The organism is Bacillus sp. MYb56 (assembly GCF_002976445.1).
Classification (GTDB): Bacteria; Bacillota; Bacilli; order Bacillales; family Bacillaceae_G; genus Bacillus_A; species Bacillus_A mycoides.
This window is the reverse complement of the sequence record NZ_PCOH01000024.1, coordinates 15346-40245: the sequence shown is the minus strand read 5'-3', so window position 1 is coordinate 40245 and position 24900 is coordinate 15346. Positions and strand designations below refer to the sequence as shown.

27 protein-coding genes are annotated in these 24900 nt (G+C 35.7%); 18 read left to right on the top strand and 9 right to left on the bottom strand.

Features of this window, described 5'->3' with window-relative positions; genetic code table 11:
- Positions 1-149 precede the first annotated feature (149 nt).
- Positions 150-1079, bottom strand: coding sequence for a glutaminase A (glsA, locus tag CQ058_RS23115; RefSeq protein WP_002029606.1), 930 nt, complete (start codon positions 1077-1079; stop codon positions 150-152).
- Positions 1080-1403: 324 nt separating this feature from the next.
- Here glsA and nagE point away from each other — a divergent pair, with 324 nt between their 5' ends.
- The 12 genes from nagE to CQ058_RS23050 all read left to right on the top strand — a co-directional run bounded on the left by nagE (position 1404) and on the right by CQ058_RS23050 (position 15630).
- Positions 1404-2897: an N-acetylglucosamine-specific PTS transporter subunit IIBC gene (nagE, locus tag CQ058_RS23105; RefSeq protein ID WP_002191847.1), complete on the top strand. Its 1494-nt coding sequence runs from the start codon at positions 1404-1406 to the stop codon at positions 2895-2897.
- Between the two features lie 264 nt (positions 2898-3161).
- A complete protein-coding gene (locus CQ058_RS23100) occupies positions 3162-4412 on the top strand; it encodes a serine hydrolase domain-containing protein (protein WP_002191848.1) in 1251 nt (416 codons plus the stop codon).
- 340 nt (positions 4413-4752) lie between these two features.
- Complete coding sequence (locus tag CQ058_RS23095) at positions 4753-5154, top strand: LSm family protein (protein ID WP_002125041.1); 402 nt, start codon at positions 4753-4755, stop codon at positions 5152-5154.
- Positions 5155-5170: 16 nt separating this feature from the next.
- Entirely contained in the window at positions 5171-5365 is a 195-nt protein-coding gene (locus tag CQ058_RS23090; protein ID WP_002125042.1) for an LSm family protein, read from the top strand.
- Positions 5366-5378: 13 nt separating this feature from the next.
- Positions 5379-6926: a glycosyltransferase family 2 protein gene (locus CQ058_RS23085; protein ID WP_002140281.1), complete on the top strand. Its 1548-nt coding sequence runs from the start codon at positions 5379-5381 to the stop codon at positions 6924-6926.
- Positions 6916-8160 (top strand): nucleotide sugar dehydrogenase, encoded by a 1245-nt coding sequence (locus tag CQ058_RS23080; RefSeq protein ID WP_002191850.1) that lies wholly within the window; start codon positions 6916-6918, stop codon positions 8158-8160. The genes CQ058_RS23085 and CQ058_RS23080 overlap by 11 nt, the downstream gene beginning before the upstream one ends.
- Positions 8157-9122 (top strand): NAD-dependent epimerase/dehydratase family protein, encoded by a 966-nt coding sequence (locus CQ058_RS23075; protein ID WP_002140285.1) that lies wholly within the window; start codon positions 8157-8159, stop codon positions 9120-9122. Before CQ058_RS23080 ends, CQ058_RS23075 begins: the two co-directional genes overlap by 4 nt.
- Positions 9115-10659 carry a glycosyltransferase family 2 protein gene (locus CQ058_RS23070; RefSeq protein WP_002191851.1) on the top strand — a complete coding sequence of 515 codons (1545 nt, stop codon included), beginning with the start codon at positions 9115-9117 and terminating at the stop codon, positions 10657-10659. Before CQ058_RS23075 ends, CQ058_RS23070 begins: the two co-directional genes overlap by 8 nt.
- Complete coding sequence (locus CQ058_RS23065; RefSeq protein ID WP_002125049.1) at positions 10631-10849, top strand: hypothetical protein; 219 nt, start codon at positions 10631-10633, stop codon at positions 10847-10849. The genes CQ058_RS23070 and CQ058_RS23065 overlap by 29 nt, the downstream gene beginning before the upstream one ends.
- A 152-nt stretch (positions 10850-11001) precedes the next feature.
- Positions 11002-13251 (top strand): formate C-acetyltransferase, encoded by a 2250-nt coding sequence (pflB, locus tag CQ058_RS23060; RefSeq protein WP_002029623.1) that lies wholly within the window; start codon positions 11002-11004, stop codon positions 13249-13251.
- A 69-nt stretch (positions 13252-13320) separates the two neighbouring features.
- Positions 13321-14052 carry a pyruvate formate-lyase-activating protein gene (gene pflA, locus CQ058_RS23055; RefSeq protein ID WP_002191852.1) on the top strand — a complete coding sequence of 244 codons (732 nt, stop codon included), beginning with the start codon at positions 13321-13323 and terminating at the stop codon, positions 14050-14052.
- A gap of 411 nt (positions 14053-14463) precedes the next feature.
- A complete protein-coding gene (locus CQ058_RS23050; RefSeq protein ID WP_002139554.1) occupies positions 14464-15630 on the top strand; it encodes a diglucosyl diacylglycerol synthase in 1167 nt (388 codons plus the stop codon).
- Positions 15631-16079: 449 nt separating this feature from the next.
- Here the strand turns inward: CQ058_RS23050 and CQ058_RS23045 are convergent, their stop codons facing one another.
- The 4 genes from CQ058_RS23045 to CQ058_RS23030 form a co-directional block, all read right to left on the bottom strand.
- On the bottom strand, positions 16080-16199 hold the full coding sequence (locus tag CQ058_RS23045) for a YfhE family protein (RefSeq protein WP_000358484.1): 120 nt from the start codon (positions 16197-16199) through the stop codon (positions 16080-16082).
- A 110-nt stretch (positions 16200-16309) separates the two neighbouring features.
- Positions 16310-16867, bottom strand: coding sequence for a GNAT family N-acetyltransferase (locus CQ058_RS23040; RefSeq protein ID WP_002091129.1), 558 nt, complete (start codon positions 16865-16867; stop codon positions 16310-16312).
- A 240-nt stretch (positions 16868-17107) separates the two neighbouring features.
- The gene (locus CQ058_RS23035; RefSeq protein WP_002010318.1) at positions 17108-18238 is read right to left on the bottom strand and encodes an amidohydrolase; all 1131 of its coding nucleotides are present in this window, start codon (positions 18236-18238) and stop codon (positions 17108-17110) included.
- A 147-nt stretch (positions 18239-18385) separates the two neighbouring features.
- Positions 18386-19291, bottom strand: coding sequence for a TIGR01777 family oxidoreductase (locus CQ058_RS23030; RefSeq protein ID WP_002191853.1), 906 nt, complete (start codon positions 19289-19291; stop codon positions 18386-18388).
- A gap of 81 nt (positions 19292-19372) precedes the next feature.
- On the opposite strand from CQ058_RS23030, the gene recX reads away from it, so the two are divergent.
- The gene (gene recX / locus CQ058_RS23025; protein ID WP_002029629.1) at positions 19373-20185 is read left to right on the top strand and encodes a recombination regulator RecX; all 813 of its coding nucleotides are present in this window, start codon (positions 19373-19375) and stop codon (positions 20183-20185) included.
- A 9-nt stretch (positions 20186-20194) separates the two neighbouring features.
- Entirely contained in the window at positions 20195-20512 is a 318-nt protein-coding gene (locus CQ058_RS23020; protein WP_002010323.1) for a YfhH family protein, read from the top strand.
- A gap of 62 nt (positions 20513-20574) precedes the next feature.
- Here the strand turns inward: CQ058_RS23020 and CQ058_RS23015 are convergent, their stop codons facing one another.
- Together CQ058_RS23015 and CQ058_RS23010 are read right to left on the bottom strand one after the other, a co-directional pair.
- Entirely contained in the window at positions 20575-20727 is a 153-nt protein-coding gene (locus tag CQ058_RS23015) for a YpzG family protein (protein WP_002010325.1), read from the bottom strand.
- Between the two features lie 32 nt (positions 20728-20759).
- Complete coding sequence (locus CQ058_RS23010) at positions 20760-20918, bottom strand: small, acid-soluble spore protein K (protein WP_002191855.1); 159 nt, start codon at positions 20916-20918, stop codon at positions 20760-20762.
- Between the two features lie 122 nt (positions 20919-21040).
- On the opposite strand from CQ058_RS23010, the gene CQ058_RS23005 reads away from it, so the two are divergent.
- The gene (locus tag CQ058_RS23005) at positions 21041-21307 is read left to right on the top strand and encodes a YfhJ family protein (protein WP_002010328.1); all 267 of its coding nucleotides are present in this window, start codon (positions 21041-21043) and stop codon (positions 21305-21307) included.
- A gap of 24 nt (positions 21308-21331) precedes the next feature.
- Here the strand turns inward: CQ058_RS23005 and CQ058_RS23000 are convergent, their stop codons facing one another.
- Positions 21332-22312 carry a metal-dependent hydrolase gene (locus CQ058_RS23000; RefSeq protein WP_002029634.1) on the bottom strand — a complete coding sequence of 327 codons (981 nt, stop codon included), beginning with the start codon at positions 22310-22312 and terminating at the stop codon, positions 21332-21334.
- A gap of 149 nt (positions 22313-22461) precedes the next feature.
- Here CQ058_RS23000 and mutY point away from each other — a divergent pair, with 149 nt between their 5' ends.
- Positions 22462-23559 carry an A/G-specific adenine glycosylase gene (gene mutY / locus CQ058_RS22995; protein WP_002191856.1) on the top strand — a complete coding sequence of 366 codons (1098 nt, stop codon included), beginning with the start codon at positions 22462-22464 and terminating at the stop codon, positions 23557-23559.
- A 239-nt stretch (positions 23560-23798) separates the two neighbouring features.
- On the opposite strand, the gene CQ058_RS31885 is transcribed toward mutY, so the two are convergent.
- Positions 23799-23975 carry a hypothetical protein gene (locus CQ058_RS31885; RefSeq protein WP_002091123.1) on the bottom strand — a complete coding sequence of 59 codons (177 nt, stop codon included), beginning with the start codon at positions 23973-23975 and terminating at the stop codon, positions 23799-23801.
- A gap of 125 nt (positions 23976-24100) precedes the next feature.
- Between CQ058_RS31885 and CQ058_RS22985 the strand changes: the two genes are divergently transcribed.
- Both CQ058_RS22985 and CQ058_RS22980 read left to right on the top strand, forming a co-directional pair.
- Positions 24101-24382 (top strand): gamma-type small acid-soluble spore protein, encoded by a 282-nt coding sequence (locus CQ058_RS22985; protein WP_002125062.1) that lies wholly within the window; start codon positions 24101-24103, stop codon positions 24380-24382.
- A 188-nt stretch (positions 24383-24570) separates the two neighbouring features.
- Positions 24571-24825 (top strand): YgaB family protein, encoded by a 255-nt coding sequence (locus CQ058_RS22980; RefSeq protein WP_002010338.1) that lies wholly within the window; start codon positions 24571-24573, stop codon positions 24823-24825.
- Positions 24826-24900: the final 75 nt, after the last annotated feature.

Below are 24900 nucleotides of genomic sequence, written 5' to 3'. Positions count from 1 at the left end.
AGGTTGTACTATATTATTCAGGAGGGGGGAGCAAATATGCATAATAAAGAGAACTTTTATTACTGTTTTTTTGAATTGTGTTGATGCCTGGTAGAACGGATTTTTTGTGAAATAAAAAATCCTGCCAATATAGCAGGATAACTTCTAAATTAAAACATACTCCAACCTTCTTGGGCAGAAAGTAATTCAAGAATTTTAAAACCAGCGATACTATTTCCGTTTGCATCTAAAGCTGGTCCGAAAATACCGATTCCCATTTCGCCTTTTACGCAGCCGAAAATGCCGCCCGCTACACCACTTTTTGCAGGGATTCCAACACGAATTGCAAATTCACCAGATTCATTATACATCCCGCAAGTAACCATAAATGTTTTACAAATTTTCGTAATATGTTTAGGGATGATCTGTTTCTTTTTATAAGGATCATATCCATCCATTGCAAAGATTAAACCAATACGTGCTAGGTCGATACAGTTAACCTCAATTGCACATTGACGCGTATATAAATCCATAAGTTCTTCAATATCGTTATCGATGATGCCATTTTGTTTCATATAGTAACAAAGAGAACGGTTTAAGTAAGCTGTTTCTAATTCAGAAGTGGCAACTTTAGAAGAATAACTAATAGTAGGATTGTCTGTTATATCACGCACAAATTGAAGAATGCGTTCCATCTTCTCCTCGTTATCATTACCAGCTAGCATACTTGTAATAGCTAATGCACCCGCATTAATCATTGGATTAAGAGGCTTGGAAGAACTTGTTGTTTCAAGCTTAATAATAGAATTAAATGGGTCACCAGTTGGTTCCATTCCAACTTTAGAAAATACATATTCTTCACCACGGTCTAAAAGGGCAAGAGCAAGTGTAATTACTTTAGAAATACTTTGAAGAGTAAATAGTGTTTGTGAGTTACCAGCATGGATATATTCTGTTTCTTTATGGAAAATGGCAATCCCTAGATCATTTGGATTTGCATTTCCTAGTTCGGGGATATAAGTAGCAAGTTTTCCTTTTTTCGTATATGGTTTTACTTGTTCTAACAACTGCTGTAAGTTGTTTGTTTCAATGCACTGCATAGTACCAACGCTCCTATTTCGAATTAGCTAAGTTTACTTTTCCCGATATGCTCGGAAATAAATAATAACATGAAAAAGTGGAATGATAAAACGAAAGTTGAATGTTCTATAGTGAGTCTTCAGTTTCGATTATTCCGTGTTATAAAAGGAAAATTTTCCTTTTATATAACAGTTTGGAAATAGGAGATTTATCCATAAAAAGTTCGGAAATAAAAACTACACATCTATACAACTATATGTTATTATGGTTATGTAAATAGAAAGCGTTTTCTAAAGCGTACTTATAATGATAACGATTTCATAAATTTGATAGGGGGAATTAAAATGTTGCAGTTTCTACAACGTATTGGTAAAGCGTTAATGCTTCCAATCGCCGTACTACCAGCAGCAGGATTATTGCTTCGTTTAGGACAAGAAGATGTATTTAATATTCCTGTTATGGCACAGGCCGGTGCAGCAATTTTTGATAATTTAGCACTTATTTTTGCAATTGGTGTTGCAATCGGTTTGTCTATTGATGGTAGTGGAGCAGCAGGACTTGCTGGGGCAATTGGATATCTTGTTTTACAAAATACAACGAACGCTCTAAGTAAGGCATATTCAGCAGCAGAGCTGAATGATAAATTAAAAAGTGTTCAGGATTTAGTCGGTTCAGCAGATCCAACTAAATTAGCAGATACAATGACAAAAGTTTCAAAAGCAGCGGCGTTAACGCCAAAAATAAATATGGCCATACTCGGTGGTATTATTGCTGGGGTTGTTGCTGGATTACTATACAACAAATTCCATAAGATTAAACTACCAGAATGGTTAGGATTCTTTGCTGGAAAACGGTTCGTACCAATCATTACTTCAATTGTAATGCTTCTTTTAGGATTAGTATTCGGTCAAATTTGGCCAACAATTCAAAGTGGTATTGATTCAGTAGCACACGGTATCGTAAACTTAGGTTCAGTTGGTGCTGGTTTATTCGGATTATTAAACCGTTTATTAATTCCAATCGGTTTACACCACGTAATGAATACATACTTCTGGTTTGTACTTGGTGACTTTACAAACGCAGCTGGTGATATCGTTCATGGTGATATTGCACGCTTCTTTGCAAAAGATCCATCAGCAGGTATGTTTATGACTGGTTTCTTCCCAATCATGATGTTCGGTTTACCGGCAGCATGTTTCGCAATGATTGCGGCTGCGAAACCAGAAAAACGTAAAATGGTTACAGGTATGTTAGGTGGCCTAGCATTAACTTCATTCTTAACTGGTATTACAGAACCAATTGAATTCTCATTCATGTTCTTATCTCCAGTACTATATGGTATTCATGCAGTATTAACAGGTCTTTCTTTATTCATTACAACAACACTTGGCATTCATGATGGTTTCTCATTTAGTGCCGGTGCAATCGATTACGTTTTAAACTTCGGTATTGCAACAAAACCAGTGTTACTAGCAGGAATCGGTTTAATTTACGCAGCAATTTACTTCGTAGTATTCTACTTCTTAATTAAGAAGTTCGACTTGAAAACTCCTGGTCGTGAAGATGACGATGAGTTAGCTGAAGAGGGTGATGCACCAGTTGCAGGTTCAATTGGTGAAACTTACGTAGCAGCTTTAGGCGGAAAAGAAAACTTAACAGTTATTGATAACTGTGCAACGCGTTTACGCTTACAAGTGAAAGATGCAGGTTTAGTAAATGAACCAGCATTAAAACGCGCAGGTGCAAAAGGCGTTATGAAATTAAGTAACACAAGTGTACAAGTTATCGTAGGTACAAATGTTGAATCTGTTGCCGATGATATGAAAAAACACGTATAAATAGTTAGATAAGAGGATATCCAAAAAGATTGATAACACCAGTCTTTTACAGGATATCCTCTTTTATTATGTTGAAATTTTAAAGGGAATCTTACTTTTGTAAATTTTCTTTTTCTTTTTTATACATATAGGTTGGTAATATGTTCAGCGCATGATAAAGTAGGGATGACATAGAATGGAATGTCTATAATCTACTGAAATGATTTGGAGAAAGTCTTGTGTAGATGAATTAAATTATCGGTAAATAAGGGGAAAAAGGTAATCATGGATCAGGAAAAAAATACTGTTAATGGGAAAGTACGTCGTCCGATTGTATACATAAAAAGAACAATCATTCTCGCCCTACTATTTTCACTTGTATATTTCATGTATATAAAAATTATTGCGCATAATAAAAAAGAGGAAACTTTAAAAGCAGCAGCAGAAATGAAGAAGCAAGAAGAGATAAAAAAGATAGAAGAAGTGAAAAGGCAAGAAGCTGAAAAACAAAGAAAACAAAAAGAACAGGAAGAACAGATAAAACAGGCGCAAGTTATAGAGAAACCTGCTGAGGGACCGCCTCAAGAAATTAATGAAAACGCTCAATTGGATCAATATTTACAGAGCATGGGATTTAGTGGGACAGCTGTTATTGTGAAGAATGGGAAAGTTCTTGTGAATAAAGGATACGGCATGGCTAATAAAGAGAAGCAAGTGCCGAATAATTCAGAGACGACCTTTTATATTGGTTCTATTTCAAAAGCATTTGTGGCGACTGCTATTATGCAATTAAAAGATCAAAATAAGTTACAAGTAGAGGATACAGTTGCAAAGTATATTCCAGACTTTCCTCAAGGTAATAGCATTCAGTTAAAACATCTATTAACACATACATCAGGCATTCCGGAATATGAGCAGGGAAAAGAGGATATTTCTCATGAAGAACTGATAAAGCGGATAGGAAATCAAAAGCGTATCGGGAGTCCAGGAGAGAAATGGAAGTATTCCGATTCGAACTACTCTATACTTGCTTACATTGCTGAGAAGGTAAGTGGACAGTCGCTCGAAGAATATATAAAACAACATATTTTTGCGACTGCGGGTATGAAACATTCTGGTTTCGGTACAGCGTTGGAACAAACAAGATTCCCATCAACGGGTTATAAAATAGTGAATAACAATATGACAACACCTAATATTCCAAGCATGTCACAACTATATGGTTGTGGTGATATATATACGAGCGCGCATGATTTATATTTATTTAATGAAGCACTCTTTTCTGGAAAATTAATTTCAAAAGAGAGTTATAATCAAATGTTTACAGCCGTGAAAAAGGATTATGGATTTGGCTGGTATGTAGATCCAGGAAGCTATTCAAATCACGGTGTAATGCCAGGTTGGAATTGCTTAAATGGTTTTAGTAAAAATGGTAGTGTATATGTGGTTTTATTATCTAACATTCAAAATAACATTAAATCATTTGGTAAAGTGAATAACGACATTTATACGATGTTGCGGAATATTGAAGTGTAAGAGGCTATCCTTTTGGATAGTCTTTTTTGTATTGAGGAAATATATGTGCGGTTCGATGATGAAATAAATGGAAAATGGGAGGTTTATGAGTATACATAAGCATCATGCACGCAATGCGAAACGAATTTTGTGTATTACGGTGTAGCTGCCATTGTGACAATTGAAAATTAATATATATATAAAGATAGATGGGAAACTATCGATCTTTTTTTATGCTCTGAAACAATTATTTCTTTTAGAAAATGTATGCCTTACCTATCACAAAAAAAGTCTGCTTTGTATAAATTAAGATGTATGGATGTAAATTTTTATACTTTAAAAATAATAGGAGGAGAAGCATATGTGTCTGTTCAGAAAATATTGGCATAAATTATCCAGACTGTTTAATAGACAATTAGGCTATTTTTTAGATGACAAGTTACTGCCTGCTGTGGAACGACTTTTATTTTCACAAAACTTTGCGAGATTTATTCAAAGAAATTCTAAGCAAGCTACGGAAGAGTTTATAGAATCAAGTCAATTTCAATCTATTATTTGTAACATTTTAAAAGAATGCAATACATCACCTTTTAAGGAAATTGCAAAGCAATATTTAGGTAAAAACGTAGAAATTACTGTGACAGTTGGACAGTTAATAGGTGTTATTGTAGCAGTTGGTGACGATTTCTTAACGCTGCAAGAAGGAATAGGAACTGAAGTTTTATTACCATTTACAAGTATTATATCAATGAAAGAAGTGTAAGAAAGGAGACTTATATATGTTATTTACTGATGAATTGCGTAACCATGTTGGTGAATTAGTGCAAGTTGTGACAGCGGCCGAAATTGTTGCAGGTATTCTTTTATCTGTTACGGACGGGGCAGTAAGTGTTCGTACATCTCCTTCTTATGGACCACCTGAAGATGTACTTGTGCGTATTCCTATTATTGCTTATGTTCGCTTGGAAGGGTAAGAGTGATACAAGTATGAGAATATCAGTTGTTATTCCAGCGCATAATGAAGCAAGTACTTTATCACAAGTTTTAGTAGAAGTGGAGAAGCTGAAGCCGTATGAAATTATTGTAGTAGATAATGGATCGACAGATGGAACGAATGAAGTCGCATTACAGCATAGTTGCCATGTAATTTATTATAAACATTCTCTTGGTAATGATGTAGGAAGGGCAATTGGAGCTAGAGAAGCAAAAGGTGAAATTGTATTGTTTTTAGATGGTGACATCGTTATTGAGAGTAAAGAGCTACAACGTTTCGTGAAAGGAGTTCAGCAAGGGCATCAAATTGTTGTGAATAATTTAACATGGTCTGTTTATTTAAAGATGAGACCACACTATACGACAGTTGGAAAATTCATGTTGAATCGTTATTTGAATAAAAAAGAGCTTGTTGTTGGTTCTTTAATCGCAATTCCACATGCGATGAATCGAGATGTTATTGAGAATCTTGGGTGGTGGAATTTAGCAGATCCAGCACTATTTCAAGCGATGGCGATGTCTAGAGGAGTAGATATTGCCGATATGGCTTCGGTCGATGTAATTCACACGAATAAGGTTCGTCCTGTGCATACGGGTACATCACCTGGTTCTCCTTATCCGAAGGCGACTAGTCGTATTATGGGTGATCATTTGTGTGCTTTGCAATACGTAATCGAAACATATGGTAAACGTGGCGGTTTTTCGGAGGGAAACAGGGATAGAGAGTTTATAGGGAAGTATAAACCAGTTTTATTACAAAAGGAAAAAGCGAAATACAGTGCTATTATACCCGTATCAGAAGAAAAAATGACTATAAGATCTGTCATACAGGAAGTGAAAAAGGCAGGTGTAGATGAAATTATAGTTGTTGCGAATGGAGCAGATACCGAGACAATTAAACAAGCAAAGCTAGAGAATGTTATTGTAGTTGAATTCGCGAAGGCACTTGGACATAATGTAGCACGAGCGATAGGGGCTATGCATGCTACGGCAGATATTTGTTTATTTGTTGATGGTGATTTTGCTATTCCGGCAAAAAAGCTAATTCCATTTTTGCATGCTATTGAAGACGGAAATGATGTGGCGTTAAATGATTTGCAATGTTTGTTAGATATGTTTCACCCGGCAGATCCAATTAGTATGGGGAAATATTTCGTGAATTTGGTAGCGAAACGACCAGATTTATGGAACAACTCATTAACGGCAGTGCCACATGCTATGCATAAAAAGGTAATAGAGAAAATTGGATATGATTCCCTTATCATTCCACCATTAGCTCAAATGAAAGCTATTTTAGAAGAATGCTCTATTACAGCAGTGGAATTTGTAGATGTTATAAAAACAAATCGAGTACGTCCAGAGCAACATGGGTTTGTAAATGGAAGAATTCCTGCATTCGATCGTATTTTCGGTGATCAGCTTGAGGCGATTGCTTATTTATTACAACATACGAATGGGCGCGGGAGTTTTACAGACGGAGAAAGGGATAGAGATATAATACTACAATTGAGAAGGGAAGAAGAGAATATAGATGAATGCTAGTAGTAAAGTAACCATTATTGGATTAGGATATGTTGGCCTTCCTTTAGCGGTCCTTTTTGCAGAAAGAGGACATGCTGTACTTGGATTAGATAAAGATAATAGGAAGATAGAATCAATAATTAAAGGAGAAAGTTATATTCCTGATGTTTCTTCTAACGTATTACAAAATTTATTGAACGAGAGAAAATTAATAGTAAATACACCAGATAAAGGTTTTGCGGAGTTCCAAAATAGTGAGTATGTTATTGTGACTGTGCCTACGCCAATTAATGAGAATAAAGAACCCGATTTAAGTGCACTCGTTTCAGCCTCCCATTATATACAACAACACCTTCAAGAAGGACAAACCTTCATTTTTGAAAGCTCCACATATCCAGGTACACTGGAGGAAGTTATCATTCCTATTATTTCTCAAACAGGTAAAAAGGTAGGAGAAGATTATTATATTGGGTATTCTCCAGAGCGAATTGATCCAGCGAATAGCCAGTATTCAGTTGAAACAATTCCAAAAGTTATTAGTGGACAAACCGAGCAGTGTAAACAAAAAGTACAGGATTTGTATAGCACTATATTTGATGTAGTTGTTCCAGTTAGTTCTCCGAAAGTAGCGGAGATGTGTAAGCTATTTGAAAACATTCAGCGCTTAGTTAATATTTCATTAGTAAATGAGTTAAATATACTTTGTGAAAGTTTGAATATTAATTTTTATGAGGTGCTTGAAGCGGCATCTACAAAACCGTTTGGATTTACTCCGTATTGGCCAGGACCAGGAATAGGAGGACACTGTATTCCGGTAGATCCTTTATATTTTCAATGGAGAATAAGAAAGGCTGGAGCAATTAGTCAATTAATTGAGGCAGCACATGTAATTAATGAAGAAATGCCAGCGAAAATAATCGGGAAAGTAAAAGGTGTGGTGCAATCACCCGCAACGGTTTTAATAGTAGGGATTGCATATAAGAAAGATGTAAATGATTTGAGAGAATCACCGGCGTTGCCAATTATTCAATTATTAATAAAAGAAGGATACAAGATAGAATATCATGATCCGTATATTTCTACAGCGAAAATTGGAGATACACTATATCAATCTGTTCCATTAGATGAACAAAGAATTAAACAAGCAAATTGTATTTTAATTGTAACGGATCACGCTAGCATCGATTGGAATCTTTTTAAAGGGATTGAGCGATTAATAGATACACGTGGAATCGTAAAGAAGGTGAGTGTATGAGTGAAAAATGTTTAATTACAGGTGGAGCAGGATTTATTGGTTCGCATTTAGCTGAAGAGTTGGTGAAAAGAGGTTATGAAGTTACTATTGTGGATAACTTCTATAAAGGAAAAAATAAATATCATAATGAGTTAATGAAAGAGCTCCGGGTTATTCCAATAAGCGTTTTAGATAAAAATTCAATTTATGAATTAGTGAATCAACATGATGTGGTGTTTCATTTAGCTGCAATTTTGGGAGTCAAAACTACAATGGAAAAAAGTGTAGAGCTTATTGAAACAAATTTCGATGGAACGAGAAATATTTTACAAGCAGCGTTAAAAGGGAAGAAGAAAGTAGTATTTGCATCTACTTCTGAAGTATATGGAAAGGGAGAGCCGCCATTCTCTGAAGAAGGAGATCGTTTATACGGTGCAACTTCCAAAATACGTTGGAGTTATGCAATTTGTAAAACGTTAGAGGAAACATTATGTTTAGGGTACGCATTAGAAGGTTTACCTGTAACGATTGTTCGTTATTTTAATATTTATGGTCCAAGAGCGAAAGATGGTCCGTACGCAGGAGTAATTCCACGATTTATTCGTGCGGCTTTGCAAGGTGACGATATTCTCGTGTATGGAGATGGAAAGCAGACACGCTGCTTTACGTATGTAAGTGATGCGGTCGAGGCAACAATTCGTGCAATGGATGAGAAGGTAAATGGTGAAATTATTAATATAGGTTCTGAGAATGAAAAAAATATAAGGGTAGTAGCGGAAGATATAAAAAAATTAACGAAGTCTATTTCCAAAATTGTGCACGTTCCATTTGAGGAAGTATATCCACATGGATTTGAAGAGATTCCAAATAGAAGACCAGACGTAACGAAATTAAGAGAACTCGTTCAGTTTCAAGCGAAAGTAACGTGGGAACAAGGATTGAAAGAAACTATTAAATGGTTTCGTGAAGAAAACAATGGCTAAGTCGTTATCAGTTATTATTCCCGTATGTAATGAAGTGGATACGATTTCAGATGTGGTTCAATCGGTAAAACCATTGAATCCAGTAGAGATTATTGTAGTAGCAAATGGTTGTAATGATGGTACAGAAGCGATTGCTGAGAGCTTAGGATGTACAGTAATCCAGCATAAAGAGTCACTTGGTAACGACGTTGGACGCGCAGTTGGTGCAAAACATGCGATAGGTGATGTATTACTGTTTGTAGATGGAGATTTTGCTATTCAAACTTCAAAATTACAATTATTCCTTAATCCGATTTTACATGATCAGGCGGACATCGTTTTAAATAATTTGGACGCATTATTTTTAAAGAAACAAAAACCGCACTCCGTGACAGTATGGCGCCAAATATTAAATGCAATGTTAGAGCGTGAAGAATTAAAAATTGATTCTTTATTATCTGTACCTCATGCGCTGACGAAGGAAGTTGTGCAAAGTATTGGAGACGAATGTTTTGTTAATCCTATTGTGGCTCATCTACGCCTAGCACAAAGTAAATGGAGAATTAGTCGTCATTGTGCAATTGACGTTATTACGCCAAATAAATTTCGTCCATTCGAGCATACTGCATATGGCACGGATCTTTCTCAATCTGAAAAACGAATGATAGGTGATCATATAGAAGCTGTAGCAGAGCGGATATTAGGCAGCGATGGGCGCGGAGGATATTATGATGGAAATAGGAAAAGAGAGAGTGTCTATCATACTCTAAATTTTGAAGATTTTTATCAAGGATGGGGCGTTACATCTAATTTGTATAAAGGAGAGCAATTATCGGTAATTATTCCTGTGCAAAATGAAGAGAAAACAATTGGAAACGTTATAGAAGAGCTTCGCAAAATTGAACCTTTTGAAATCATCGTTGTTGTAAATGGTTCGTCTGATAAAACGGCAACAATTGCAAAAGACAAGGGAGCAACAACAATTGTGTATAAAGAAGCACTTGGAAACGATGTGGGGCGTTCGCTTGGAACTTATTTTGCAAAAGGAGAAATTGTTTTATTTATAGACGGTGATTTTGTTATTCCAGCTAGTGAGCTATATCCCTTTGCAAAAGCTATTGCAGATGGAACGGATGTCGCATTAAATGATTTAAATCATTATTTAGATTTGAGAGTACCACTTCATCTTGTAACAGCATTTAAATATGCATTAAATTTAGCTTGTGATAGAAAAGATTTAGGAGTAGGCTCTCTTATTGCTGTACCTAATGCGTTTAGTCGTACTTGTTTGAAGGAAATAGGGTATAAATCATTATTGTCACCTTGTGTAGCACAAGTGAAAGCTGTACTTTCAGGTTTTGAAATCGCTTGTGTAAGTCGTGTCGATGTTGATAAGATGAACCGTATTCGTCCCAGTGAACATTTCGCAAAAATAGGTCATCCTCCAGCTGTCCTTCGAATTATTGGTGATCATATAGAAGGATTAGAGCAATTAATTGCATTAACAAACAGTCGTGGTGGATTTTACGATGGAAATAGAAAAAGAGATGTTTTATAGTGGTAACAAAAAAAGTGTACAACGTATGTACACTTTTTTGCTCTGTTATAAAAACTATAACAGATTAGGAGATAAGAGTATTACAGCTCTACAATGGGTATCGTTCTTATATTACAAAATAGGACTCGTATATAAGAATACCAAAAAAATACAATTAAAGAAAGGGTTAATTCTAAAGAGTTTTATATGAGGTTAACACTATGCATGTAGTAGTTTGCTCAACATTTCACAAACATGTCACAACTATTTCGTCCACTTCCGAAAAAAAGTAGTATTCTAAGTGTGTAAGCTGTTATATAAAAAATCGTAGTCCTGTACTAATCAAAAATGGAGGAGATTAGGATGACTCAAGTATTAGAAAATGTAAAAAGCGCGTGGGAAAACTTTAAAGGTGAAAAATGGAAAGCAGAGATTGATGTTCGCGATTTCATTTTAAATAATGTAAACGTTTACGAGGGAGAAGACTCTTTCTTAGCGGAAGCAACTGAAGCAACGAAACAACTTTGGGATCAAGTAATGGATTTAACAACAAAGGAACGTGAAAACGGTGGCGTTCTTGATATGGATACAAAAATTGTTTCTTCTATTACATCACATGAACCAGGATATTTAAATAAAGATATTGAAAAAGTGGTCGGTTTCCAAACTGATAAACCATTTAAACGTTCTTTACAACCATATGGTGGTATTCGTATGGCAGAACAAGCTTGTGAAGCGTATGGATATGAAATGGATAAAGAACTTAGCAAGATTTTCAGAGACTGGCGTAAAACTCATAATCAAGGTGTATTTGATGCATACACACCAGAAATGAAAGCGGCTCGTAAATCAGGTGTTATTACTGGTCTTCCAGATGCGTATGGACGTGGACGTATTATCGGTGACTATCGCCGCGTAGCGCTATATGGTATAGATCATTTAATTGAAGCGAAAAAAGCTGATTATAATTTAACTGGCGGTGTAATGAGCGAAGATACAATGCGTTTACGTGAAGAATTATCTGAGCAAATGCGTGCACTTCAAGAGTTAAAACAGATGGCTGCCTCTCATGGATTCGATATTTCTAAGCCAGCTACAAATGCACAAGAGGCCTTCCAATGGTTATACTTTGCTTATCTTGCAGCAATTAAAGAGCAAAACGGGGCAGCAATGAGCCTTGGACGTACCTCTACATTCTTAGATGTTTACATTGAAAGAGATTTAGCAAATGGTACTTTAACAGAAGAAAAAGCACAAGAAATTGTTGACCATTTCATTATGAAATTACGTCTTGTGAAATTTGCAAGAACACCTGATTATAATGAACTATTCTCTGGAGACCCAACTTGGGTAACTGAATCTATCGGTGGTATGGCGTTAGACGGTCGTCCGTTAGTAACAAAAAACTCATTCCGTTTCTTGCATACATTAGATAATTTAGGACCAGCACCAGAACCAAACTTAACAGTTCTTTGGTCTAAACAATTACCAGAGAACTTTAAAAACTACTGTGCAAAAATGTCTATTAAAACATCAGCAATTCAATACGAAAATGATGACATTATGCGTGCTGACTACGGTGATGACTACGGTATTGCTTGTTGTGTATCAGCAATGAGAATTGGTAAACAAATGCAGTTCTTCGGAGCACGTGCAAACTTAGCGAAAGCATTACTATATGCGGTTAACGGTGGTAAAGATGAAAAGTCAAAAGCACAAGTTGGTCCTGAATACGCACCAATTACTTCTGAAGTATTAGATTATGAAGAAGTTATGCGTAAATTCGATATGACAATGGAATGGTTAGCTGGTCTATACTTAAATACATTAAATGTAATTCACTATATGCACGATAAATATAGCTATGAACGTATTGAAATGGCACTTCACGATACAAATGTTCTTCGTACAATGGCAACAGGTATCGCTGGATTATCTGTAGTAGCAGACTCTTTAAGTGCAATTAAATATGCACAAGTAAAACCAATTCGTGATGAAAATGGTATTGCAGTTGATTTTGAAATCGAAGGAGATTTCCCTAAATACGGTAACAATGATGATCGTGTAGATGAAATCGCAGTAAATCTTGTGAAAACATTTATGAACAAGATTCGCAAACATAAAACATACCGTAATTCTGTTCATACAATGTCAATCTTAACAATCACATCTAACGTTGTATACGGTAAGAAAACTGGTAACACTCCAGATGGACGTCGTACTGGAGAACCATTTGCACCGGGCGCAAACCCAATGCATGGCCGTGATACAAAAGGTGCATTAGCATCATTATTATCTGTAGCTAAATTACCATATGAAGATGCACAAGATGGTATTTCAAATACATTCTCTATTATTCCAAAAGCACTTGGTAAAGAAGATGATGTACAAGTACGCAACTTAGTATCTATGCTTGATGGATATGCAATAAAAGAAGGACACCACTTAAATATTAACGTATTTAACCGTGAAACATTAATGGATGCAATGGAGCATCCTGAAAAATATCCACAATTAACAATTCGTGTATCTGGTTACGCTGTTAACTTTATTAAATTAACTCGTGAACAACAAATTGATGTAATAAACCGTACAATGCATGAAAGCATGTAAGTGAAAAAAGTGTCCCTCCGCTTTTAATATATAGCGGAGGGAGGCTGTTTCAATAAAGGAGGAAGTAACATGGTAAAAGGAAGAATACATTCTGTAGAGTCTTGTGGTACTGTTGATGGCCCAGGGATTCGTTATGTCATATTTACACAAGGGTGTTTATTACGTTGTCAATATTGTCATAATGCTGATACATGGGAAATCGGTAAAGGTAAAGAAATAACAGTTGAAGAAGTGATGCAGGATGTGACATGTTACCTTCCATTTATTGAAGCTTCTGGAGGCGGTATAACAGTTAGCGGTGGAGAGCCACTATTACAGCTAGACTTCTTAACCCAGTTGTTTAAAAAGTGCAAAGAAGCTGGTATCCATACAACAATCGATTCTTCTGGCGGTTGTTATTCTGAAGAACCAGAATTCCAAAATAAGCTAGATATTTTAATGAAGTATACAGATTTAGTTTTATTGGATTTGAAGCATATTGATTCAAAGAAACATCGTAAATTAACAGGGAAACCAAATGAACACATTTTACAATTTGCTCGTTATTTATCGGATAGAAAGAAACCAATTTGGGTAAGACATGTATTGGTTCCCGGTGTTACCGATGGTGAAGAGGATTTGCAAAAATTATCAAACTTTATTCAAAGTCTATCTAATGTTAAGAAAGTGGAAGTGCTGCCATATCATAAGCTCGGTGTTTATAAATGGGAGGCACTTGGACATAAGTATCCACTTGCGGATGTGAATCCACCGACAGAAGAAAATGTTGAACATGCAAAACATATTTTACAAGCAGTCTAACCTAAACATTTGGTTAGGCTTTTTGTTTCTTCATAATAAAATCTAGAGTATATATTTAGAAAAGAGTATACTGAAAAGGGAATATCCATATTTTTGTAAAGAATAAGCGGAGAAATTTACATAATTGTAAAGGGAAATCAAAATAGTAAAAAGAATTAAGAAGTAAAAGAGTGAGTATTATGGAATATAGAACATTTGTAAGTTATTGCGAAAGCTCTTATAGGAAAGTATAATGTAAAGATATGAGCACAGATAGGATTAAGGGGTCAATCTTATATGCTTTGCATATCCACGACAGATACATAGCTAACAGGAAAGTATTAGAATCCGAGTATGTAGTTTTTAAGGAAAATGTTTTTCCTATTGTCGTATATGCAATATGGAGAAACAAAAAGCTAGGAGTGGATTTGTTTGATAAAAAACCCCAAGGTTTTAATATTAACTGCACATTACGGTAACGGTCATGTGCAAGTGGCAAAAACATTAGAACAAACATTTCGCCAAAAAGGAATCGAAGATGTAATTGTATGCGACTTGTTTGGAGAATCACATCCAGTTATAACCGATATTACAAAATATTTATATTTAAAAAGCTATACGGTAGGAAAAGAATTATATCGTTTGTTTTATTATGGTGTAGAGAAAATTTATGATAAAAAAATAGCATCTTGGTATGCGAATTTTGGGAGAAAGCGTTTGAAGACGCTATTACAGGTGGAGAAACCGGATATTGTTATTAATACCTTTCCAATCATCGCTGTACCAGAATTGAAAAAGCAAATAGGTATTTCTATTCCTGTTTATAACGTATTAACGGATTTTTGCGTGCATAAAATATGGATCCATCGAGAAGTAGATCGTTATTTTGTAGCAACCGATCATGTGAAAAAGGTGATGGTTGATATCGGTGTACCTGCAGAACAAATTGTTGAAACAGGGATTCCGATTCGTAGCAGTTTTGAGCTAAAGATAAATCCAGCAATTATATATAATAAATATCAGTTATGTAAGGATAAAAAGATGTTACTAATTGTAGCAGGTGCTCATGGTGTGCTAGGGAGTGTAAAAGAGCTATGCCAGTCATTTATGTCAGTACCAAACTTACAAGTAGTTGTCGTTTGTGGGAAAAACGAAGCTTTAAAGCAGGATTTAATGGAACTACAGGAACAAAGTTCTGATGCTTTAAAAGTATTTGGTTATGTTGAAAACATTGATGAATTGTTCCGTGTTACTTCTTGTATGATTACGAAGCCAGGTGGTATTACATTAAGCGAAGCAGCAGCATTACAAGTACCTGTCATTTTATATAAACCTGTCCCAGGACAAGAGAATGAAAATGCGTTGTATTTTGAAAAAAAAGGGGCTGCAGTTGTAATTCGTGATGATAGTGAAGTTTTTGCAAAAACAGAGGCGTTATTACAAGATGATATGAAGCTTCTTCAGATGAAAGAAGCAATGAAAAGTATTTATCGTCCTGAGCCAGCTGGTCATATTGTGGATACAATTTTGGCAGAAAATCATGCAGAGCCGAATCATATACCTATTAAATCACCAGTTCTTGCCGAATCTTTTACTTAATATGAAACCCTCTTTTAAGCATTTAAAGAGGGTTTTTTTATTGTTGTAAAAAAATAAACGTGAATTATTAACTTATCCCGCAAAAGCCCGATTGGTGAGGGCTAATAATCAGTGGGGATAAACAAAACTCCCACTGATTAAAGTTTCACTTTATCCACAAGGGATTACGCTTTCATTAGACAGTAAAATCGGAATATTAACAGCTATATCCACATAATCCACAATTTTTAGAAAATTATCCACAATTCTCACGTTACGAATTCATTTAAATAAATGAATTCGTAAAATACTTTTGTAATTTATGCACAATTCTACGTTTTTTGTGGATAAGGTTGTCCACAAAAAAGGTTCCTTATAAATAAGGAACCTTTTTTACTAATTTATTGGAAAATCTTATGTAATGAAACTGAATAATTAGGGGGGAAACCTTCTAATTATTCAGTTTCACTTTAAATACTTTTTGAGCGATAGCCCGCTGCACGATCTGCTTTTCGAAATTCTCGCTGATAGAGAACTTCTTGTGTACTAGATAATGTGTTTTTTGCTTTATCACGTTTCTTTTTATCCATTACAAATCACCTCGTGTCCTAAAGTCACTATCTATCGTTTCCAAAGACATGGGGTGATATACATATATGTCAAACTAGTAATGATTAATTATCATTTCTGAATTTTTAGATTACGCTTCTTTTAATTGGTGTGCTTCTTGGAATGTTGTATCTCGCATTGTTGCAAGTGTATACTGATCTTTTGGAATTTCATATAAATTATATACTTCTTCATGCGCGTTAATTTCATCATAAACGGCTTTTCTTGTTTCGTTTGCTAGATTTACATATTGTAGTTTTTCGGCAGCTTTAATAGACCGAATATTTATTTTACGAATACGCATAAAAATCGTTTCAATATCTAATTCATAGAAAAGTTCGCTAAAAAATGAATCTTTCGCCAATTTATTATATCCTTTACCATGATATGGTTTGCCAAGCCAAGTTCCGAGGAATCCAGCTTTTTCTTGCACATCAAATAAAGTAATTGTGCCGATGGGGTTACCCCATTCATCTAAAATTGTGCGTGAGATTAATTCTCCACGCTCTTCGGCTTCGATTGTTTGTTTCGTTAAAAATAAATATTCTTCATAAGAATAGGCCTTTTGACGCACAAAAGGGAAGACAGCAGGATCCACCATTAATTCGTATAGAACGTGGCTGTCGTGTAAGTCGCGTTTTTTCAACACACTAACTCCTCCTCACACGAGGGTAGCATGACGAAAAAGCACCCACCCTCGAAATTTTTATATCAATCTTTAAAAAATTTCGGGGTGGGAATCGAACCCACTAGAACCAGTTTCTAACGCTGGTGGCGCACCATTTGCCTTCCCCATTCATCAATTTGAAAATGATAATCACGACACAAATTGATTATGGTTTCATTCAGTTTATAATCGTATAATACTGTATCTAGTCAAAAAAATAAACTAGTTTTTTTTATTTTTTTTGTAAATTATTTTTCCGTCAATCATAGTGAGTACAGGCTTGGCTAAATAATGGAAAGGATGATGTGTCCATAACACGAGGTCAGCATCTTTTCCAACATCAATGCTTCCAATTCTATCCTCCAAACGTAAATTTCGAGCTGGGAAAATAGTGATTCCTTCCAACGCTGTTTTCTCATCTAATCCTTCTCTTACTGCAATGGCAGCGCAAACATTTAAATATTGAATGGGTGTATAAGGGTGGTCGGTTGTAATAGAAACTTCTACTCCATTTTTCGATAAAATATGATAAGTATCCCACGTTTTGTTTTTAAGTTCGATTTTCGAACGTCGCGTAAGAGTAGGTCCAACTGAAACTTTTAAATTGTGTTTCGAAAGCTCTTCAACAATAAAGTGTCCTTCTGTACAATGTTCAATACGTAAATCAAGATTGAATTCTGTCGCAAAGCGTAAGGCTGAAGTGATATCATCTGCGCGGTGAGCGTGGATACGTACCGGTATTTCTCGGCGGAGTGCTTTTAAAATAGGTAGCATTCGAAAATCAGCTTCATGCCCGTAGTGTTGTGCGTCATAGAATGATTCACGAAGTAACCCCATAATTCCCATACGTGTTATTGATTCTTTTGTACCGTTGCTATGGAACTTTTTGGGGTTTTCTCCAAAGGCAATTTTTAAACCAGCAGGTTCCTGAATAATCATATGATCAATACAAGTTCCAGCAGTTTTTATTACGCAAGTAGTACCGCCGATAATGTTTTGGCTTCCGGGCATCACGTGAACAGTCGTAACACCATTTTGTACAGCGTCTTGAAATGCAATATCAAAAGGATGAATCCCGTCTAAAGAACGGATATGTGGTGTTGAAACTTCGGATGTTTCATTTGCATCATTACCAGCCCAACCAGTACCTTCATCGTAGAGGCCAAGGTGAGTATGAACATCAATAAATCCAGGCAAGAGATGAAGAGCTCGTGCATCTATAACGGTCATATCCTGAGTAGTATCAATATGAGGTTTGACCGCGGCAATGCGTTCTCCTATAACGAGTACATCTCCTTGAAACTTTTGGGATGTAATAGGATATACAATGGCTTGTTTGAGCAATATTTTCATAGAGACCTCATTTCCGTCACCTTGTAATGTGTAGAATAGGTTTAGACAAAGTAACTGAAAGGTTTTTCGTGTAGTAATGCTCCGGTGTTTAAAAAGTAAGAAGTCTTGGAGGAGATAGACTACCCGTAAAACTGTATTTTAAAAGTACTACATTGTATGCAAGAGGATATTTTGTAATGCATGGTTAACTGTTGGAAATGTGTATTGATATCCATGTTTAATAGCTTTATTGGGTAATACATGTTGCCCTTCTAATACAAGTATACTCATCTCACCGAGTAAAGCGCGAAGTACAAATGAAGGAACAGGTAGCCAATGAGGTCGCCTAGTTATAGTGGCAATAATTTCACCGAACTCTTTCATCCGTATTGGCGTTGGCGCTGTAATATTAAAAGGTCCGTCAATTTCTTTTTTTTGAATGATGAAATCAATCATGCGAACGACATCGTCTATATGAATCCATGATAACCATTGGTTTCCAGATCCAAGTGTACCGCCGATATATAATTGATAGGGAAGTAGCATTTTTGGAAGAGCTCCTCCATCTGCGCCCAATACGACTCCAAATCTTGTGTAGACAGTTCTTATTCCAATGGAGCGGACTTTAGATGCTTCTTGCTCCCACAAATATACTGTGTTTGCTAAAAAGTCATCTCCTGGAGTCTCTTGCTGTTCTGTAAAAGATTCGGTTTCAGATGTCCCATAGTATCCAATGGCACTTGCATTAATAAATGTGTGTGGCTTTGTTTCAAGGGTTTGTAATTGTTTAATGAGTCCTTTTGTTGTTTGAATTCTACTGTTTAAAATTGATTCTTTTTGTTTTTTTGTCCATCTACTATTAATAGATTCTCCAGCTAGATTAATAACTACATCGATAGAGGAGAGAGGGAAGGTCTGTAAATCCGGTGTCCACTGTACGTATTGAAGGTTAGTGTGTGAAGTTTCAGCAATTTTTTTTCGAGTAAGAATGTAAACAGTAAATCCCTTTTGAATAAAAAAACTAGAAAGGGATTTGCCTATAAAGCCAGAGCCACCAGAAATTGCGATTTTCACAATTATTTCCTCCTCATTATATATATTCTTGAAAAGAAAAAACGTTCCTTGACTATGTTAAAATAATAGAGAGGTGAGAGTATGACTGTCATTACAAAAATAGAAGTGCAAAAACGATCGAAAGAACGATTTAATATTTATATTGATAAAGGTCAAGGCGAAGAGTACGGGTTTAGTGTGAATCAATCAATCTTAATGAAACATGGGTTACAAAAAGGCTTAGAAATTGATGAAGTAGCGTTAGGGAATATTTTGTACAATGAAGAGGTACAAAAAGCATATTTACAAGCGATTTCCTATTTATCCTATCAAATGAGAACAAAACAAGAAATAGAAGATTTCTTACGAAAAAAAGAAGTGGGACAGGCCATCATCTCTGAAGTCGTTTCGAAATTATTACATGATCGATATATTAATGATAAAGAGTACGCTATTTCATACGTGCGAACGCAAAGTAATGTGAATCAAAAAGGTCCAACTGTTATTAGGAGAGGGCTATTAAGTAAAGGTGTTCAGGATTTAATCATTACACATAGTTTACAAGAGTATCCAAAGGAGAAGCAAATGGAGAATGCTTTGTTCCTTATAGAAAAGAAGAAAAAATCTTATCAAAAGCATTCATTTTTACAAATGAAGCTAAAGTTAGATGAAATGCTTGTTCGTAAAGGATATTCTAGAGATGTGATTCAAATTTGCTTGGAAGAATTGAAAGACGAAAAAGATGACGAACAGCAACAAGAAGCGTTACACTATCATGGGAATAAATATTATGAGAAATATAAGAAGTATGATGGTTGGACATTCGAAAATAAGGTGAAGCAAGCGTTATATCGAAAAGGATTCTCTATTGATGAGATAGATATATTTTTACAAATGAAACGTGAAGAGGGATGAGGAAATAAGATGGGTACGCCAAAACGCTACAGTGAAATGACACCACATGAGCTAAGGGAAGAAATTGGGGTTTTGAAGGAGCAAGCAGTAAAGGCTGAGCAACTTGGAATTGTAAATGAATTCGATGTATTAATGAGAAAAATGGCTATGGCTCGTGCTTATATGATAGATATAAATAAATTCCATATTGGTGAGACATATGAATTAGTAGAAGAACCTGGTGTGGTATTTAAAATTACGTATTTCAATGGGGTATTTGCTTGGGGATATAAGCAACATGATAATGAGGAGATTGGAATACCAATTTCCTTGCTACAAGAAAAATAAAAACCAGAGAGCGAATCTCTCTGGTTTTCATCTTTGGTAGGCGTTAAAGGAGATAGGAGATTCTAAAATTGGCGTTTTTTACATTCGTTTGCCAGTATAATGAGAGACTGGGTTTGTTGCGTCTGTCCGTTAACTTGCGCCTTCGCATGTTTTGGACGAGTCCACGTATGGTTAAATAATTCAGAACGACGATCTAAATGGTCACGGTAGCTCATCTTTATCACCTCGTGTAGGAATTTAATTTGTACTACTCTTCCTGCTGATTTGCAGCACGCATACGCTCTTGTGGGTGCGTGTTAATTGTGCCGTTAGGTCGTTTCGAAGCGAAGCGTGATTTCGCTTTCAGTTGACCGTCGATTTTGCTGTTGTTTTTTGACTCAGACCAAAATTCGGCTTGTCTACCCATTAAGAACGCCCCCTCATTATCAGTCGATACCCCTTTAAGAAGTATCACTTATAGAATGTGCAAAATAGAAGAAACTATCCTTTAGAAATTAAGGGAATAAATAGGTAAAAGGAGAATAGAACATGAATGATATTTATGAAACATTAACGAAAGAATTATTAGATAAAAATGACAACCTTTCTTACGCACAAGCTCGTGCATGGGTTGAATTATTGTGGGAAGACTTCCGAACAACTTATGCTAAATCAGGTCGTTACCAAGGTGAGGAAATGACTGAACAAGTGGTACGAACATGGGTTAATAATCATGGAGGGCGCCTTCATGAAATGCGTACAAATAATCCGAAGTATAGCCATTTAATCAATCAAGAAGATCATTTGAAACATTAAAAAAAGCGACGTAGGTCGCTTTTTTTAATGTGGAAGCAATTCCAGTTTCTTTCGAAGTTTCTCTTCGCTGAAAATCCATCCTGTATATGAACTAATAATATTTAAATTTTGATCGAGCTGAACGATTGCGACGAATGGATAATAATCTTTACTTCGATACCGCAAATCAATAAATCGAACTTCATAATAGTTATCATAATCGAAAATATCCCAGCGATATACAGGCGAGAAAGATAAGAAAGCAGATATATTTTCATCTCGCACAGCGGCTTGCATAATGGCGGTATTCGGGAACAGTACGCGATCGAATTTATCGTATACAAGGATGTTACCGCGGTGCCATCTTGCGACGTAGTAATGTTCAGTTGTAACGACGGCTAAATGATAATGATAAAATTTGTAAGAAGGAGAAATAATTACTTTCTCTACATTTTTGAAACGTTTGTATACTACACTTTTAATATTTCGATGCATCATAATGCGGCCGATATAGTAAACAAACATTAATATATACGCTGCTAAAGCAGTATAGCCTTTATGTGCTCCGACAAGCATACAGGCGATAGCAAGTATATGGATAAAGAAAATGACAGTATCAAACGTATTAATTATGCCGAGCGCTACCCATTTTTTTGTGAAGGGCCTTAATGCCTGTGTACCATAGGCATTGAAAATATCCACAAAGACATGAAGAAAGACGGCAATAAATGACCAAAGTAGTAGATGCAGATAGGGAGCGTCTGAAAAGAAGGCGAAAGAGATGCCACTTATAAGGAGTGACCAAAGGATCACTGCAGGGATGGAATGAGTAATCCCGCGATGATTTCTTATATATTTAGCGTTATTACGCAATTTTAAAACTGTATCGATGTCAGGAATATTGGAACCGGCAATTGTTGCAAGCATCACTGCTTGTGGCCCAATATCACTTTGTGCTATAGCTGGATCTAATGTTGCCAAACTGCCTAGAGTAACGCCCATAACAAGGTGAGTGGCTGTGTCCATAGAAATCCACCTCCGTTTTTTATTAATGTAACTCTTTTTATTCGATACCTCAAGTCCTTTGCCTTCTATTTCCTATGTCATCTTACTTAAATTTTTTCCTAAAATCTTTATAATAGTACGTATATGCAAAAAAATGAGGGGGATCAAGTTTGACACTTGAAATATTAAATGAGTTTAACATAGAACAGTTTCAAAATGATTTAATTGGTTGGTTTGAAAAAGAACAACGTGATTTACCGTGGCGAAAAAATAAAGATCCATACCGTGTTTGGGTTTCAGAAATTATGTTACAGCAAACAAGGGTAGAGGCTGTAAAACCATATTACGCAAATTTTATGGGGAAGTTTCCTACGCTTGAAGCGCTAGCAACTGCCGATGATGAAGAAGTATTAAAAGCATGGGAAGGCTTAGGTTATTATTCTAGAGCACGAAATTTACATGCTGCAGTAAAAGAGGTAAAAGAAGTATACGGCGGGACAGTACCGAGCGATGTAAAGAAAATTGAAAAATTAAAAGGAGTGGGACCATATACAAAAGGTGCCATTTTAAGTATTGCATATGGCATACCAGAGCCAGCGGTTGATGGAAATGTTATGCGCGTATTATCTCGTATTTTATCAGTGTGGGATGATATTGCAAAACCGAAAACGAGAAAAGTTTTTGAAGAGATTGTGCGTGAAATTATTTCTATAGAAAATCCATCTTATTTTAACCAAGGTTTGATGGAATTAGGGGCATTAATTTGTATACCGAAAAATCCATCTTGTTTACTTTGTCCTGTACGTGAACATTGCAGAGGGTATGCTGAAGGTGTTCAAAAAGAACTACCAGTGAAGAGTAAAGCGAAAGCACCTACAATGGTACCGCTCGTTGCGGGAGTACTTCAAACTGAAGATGGCCATTACGTAATTAATAAACGCCAAAGTACGGGATTACTGGCTAATATGTGGGAGTTCCCGAATATTGAACTAAGTGAAGGTATTCGTAATCAAAAACAACAGCTTACGGATTATATGAAGGAGAGCTTTGATCTCTCTGTTTCTATTGATGAATACGCGATGAATGTACAACATACTTTTACACATCGTACTTGGGATATCTTCATATTTTACGGAAAAGTAACAGGTAATATTGTCGAAACGGATACATTAAAGTTTGTATCGAAAGAAGCGTTTGAACAGTTACCTTTCTCGAAATCACATCGTACAATTTACGAAAAGTGTGTTGAGAAAATTACAATGCAGTAAAGTGAAACTTTAATCAGTGGGGGTTTTCTTCATCCCCCACTGATTATTAGCCCTCACCAATCGGGCTTTTATGGGCAGCCCGACCCCAACCTAACTTCTTTGCTTTCGCTGCATTTTGAGGTGGGGTCTTACTGCCCGGCAAATAGCGGGATAAATAATAAAAACGTGTTCCAGAACTTTGGAACACGTTTTTTTATATTGAAAATAAATTTGTATTTTGAGGTTGAAAATCCACGCGTTTATAATCCGCCCCGTGACTCGATTTCTTTCACAACTTCTTTATAAATCGTTTGTCCCTCTACATTTAGATAAGGCATAATTTGCTGAAATGAATGATGAAAATAAGCTAATTCATCCTCTTTCCATTCATTTTTGGAAATCATAGTTAGCTCAGTCATATCACGTCCAGTATACATATTCCCACCTCCATCATATGTAGTTTGAATGAGTGATAAGAGATATATACGTGAATTTTTAAAAAGAAAATTAGGGATAACTTCTAAGTGAATTGGTTACATTATTGATTGTGGAGGTGAGAAAGATGAGTAAAAAACAACAAGGTTATAATAAGGCAACTTCTGGTGCTAGCATTCAAAGTACAAATGCTAGCTATGGTACAGAGTTTGCAACTGAAACGAATGTACAAGCAGTAAAACAAGCGAACGCACAATCAGAGGCACAGAAAGCACAAGCTTCTGCTGCTCAAAGTGCAAATGCTAGTTATGGTACAGAGTTTGCAACTGAAACAGATGTGCATGCAGTGAAAAAACAAAATGCACAATCAGCTGCAAAACAATCACAATCTTCTAGTTCAAACGAGTAATGAAAGAAAAACACTTCTCCAATTCGAGAGAAGTGTTTTCTTTGTGTGCGTGTCACTGTAATGAAAATAAAGGGAACGACATAACTTCTAATAAGTCAACAAATATAGTCAAAGGAGAAAGAAGTTCACGATTAGAAAATATGTAATAGGAATTATAACTGGCGAATGAATCAAAAAGGGGGTAAGTGATGAACGATTTTGATAAGTTGGTAGGAGAGCAGTTGGAAACGATGGATGAGCTTTTAAAGTTACAATCACATTTAGAGAAGTATCAGCAAATTGAAATGAGTGGAAGGGATACGTGCGATAAAAAAGAATTGCATTTTATCCGTCAAGAAATATACAGAACAGAAATAGCATTAAAACTTTTGCATGAAAAATTTGAACAGCAAACGAATAATGTGATTCAATCTTTTGAAACCGAAAAAATAATTTCAAATTAAGGGTGAGATATGTTGTTGATTTTAGGTGAAAAGTCCTTTCTTAAACAGAGGTGAGGGGGCTTTTCTTTTTGTTAT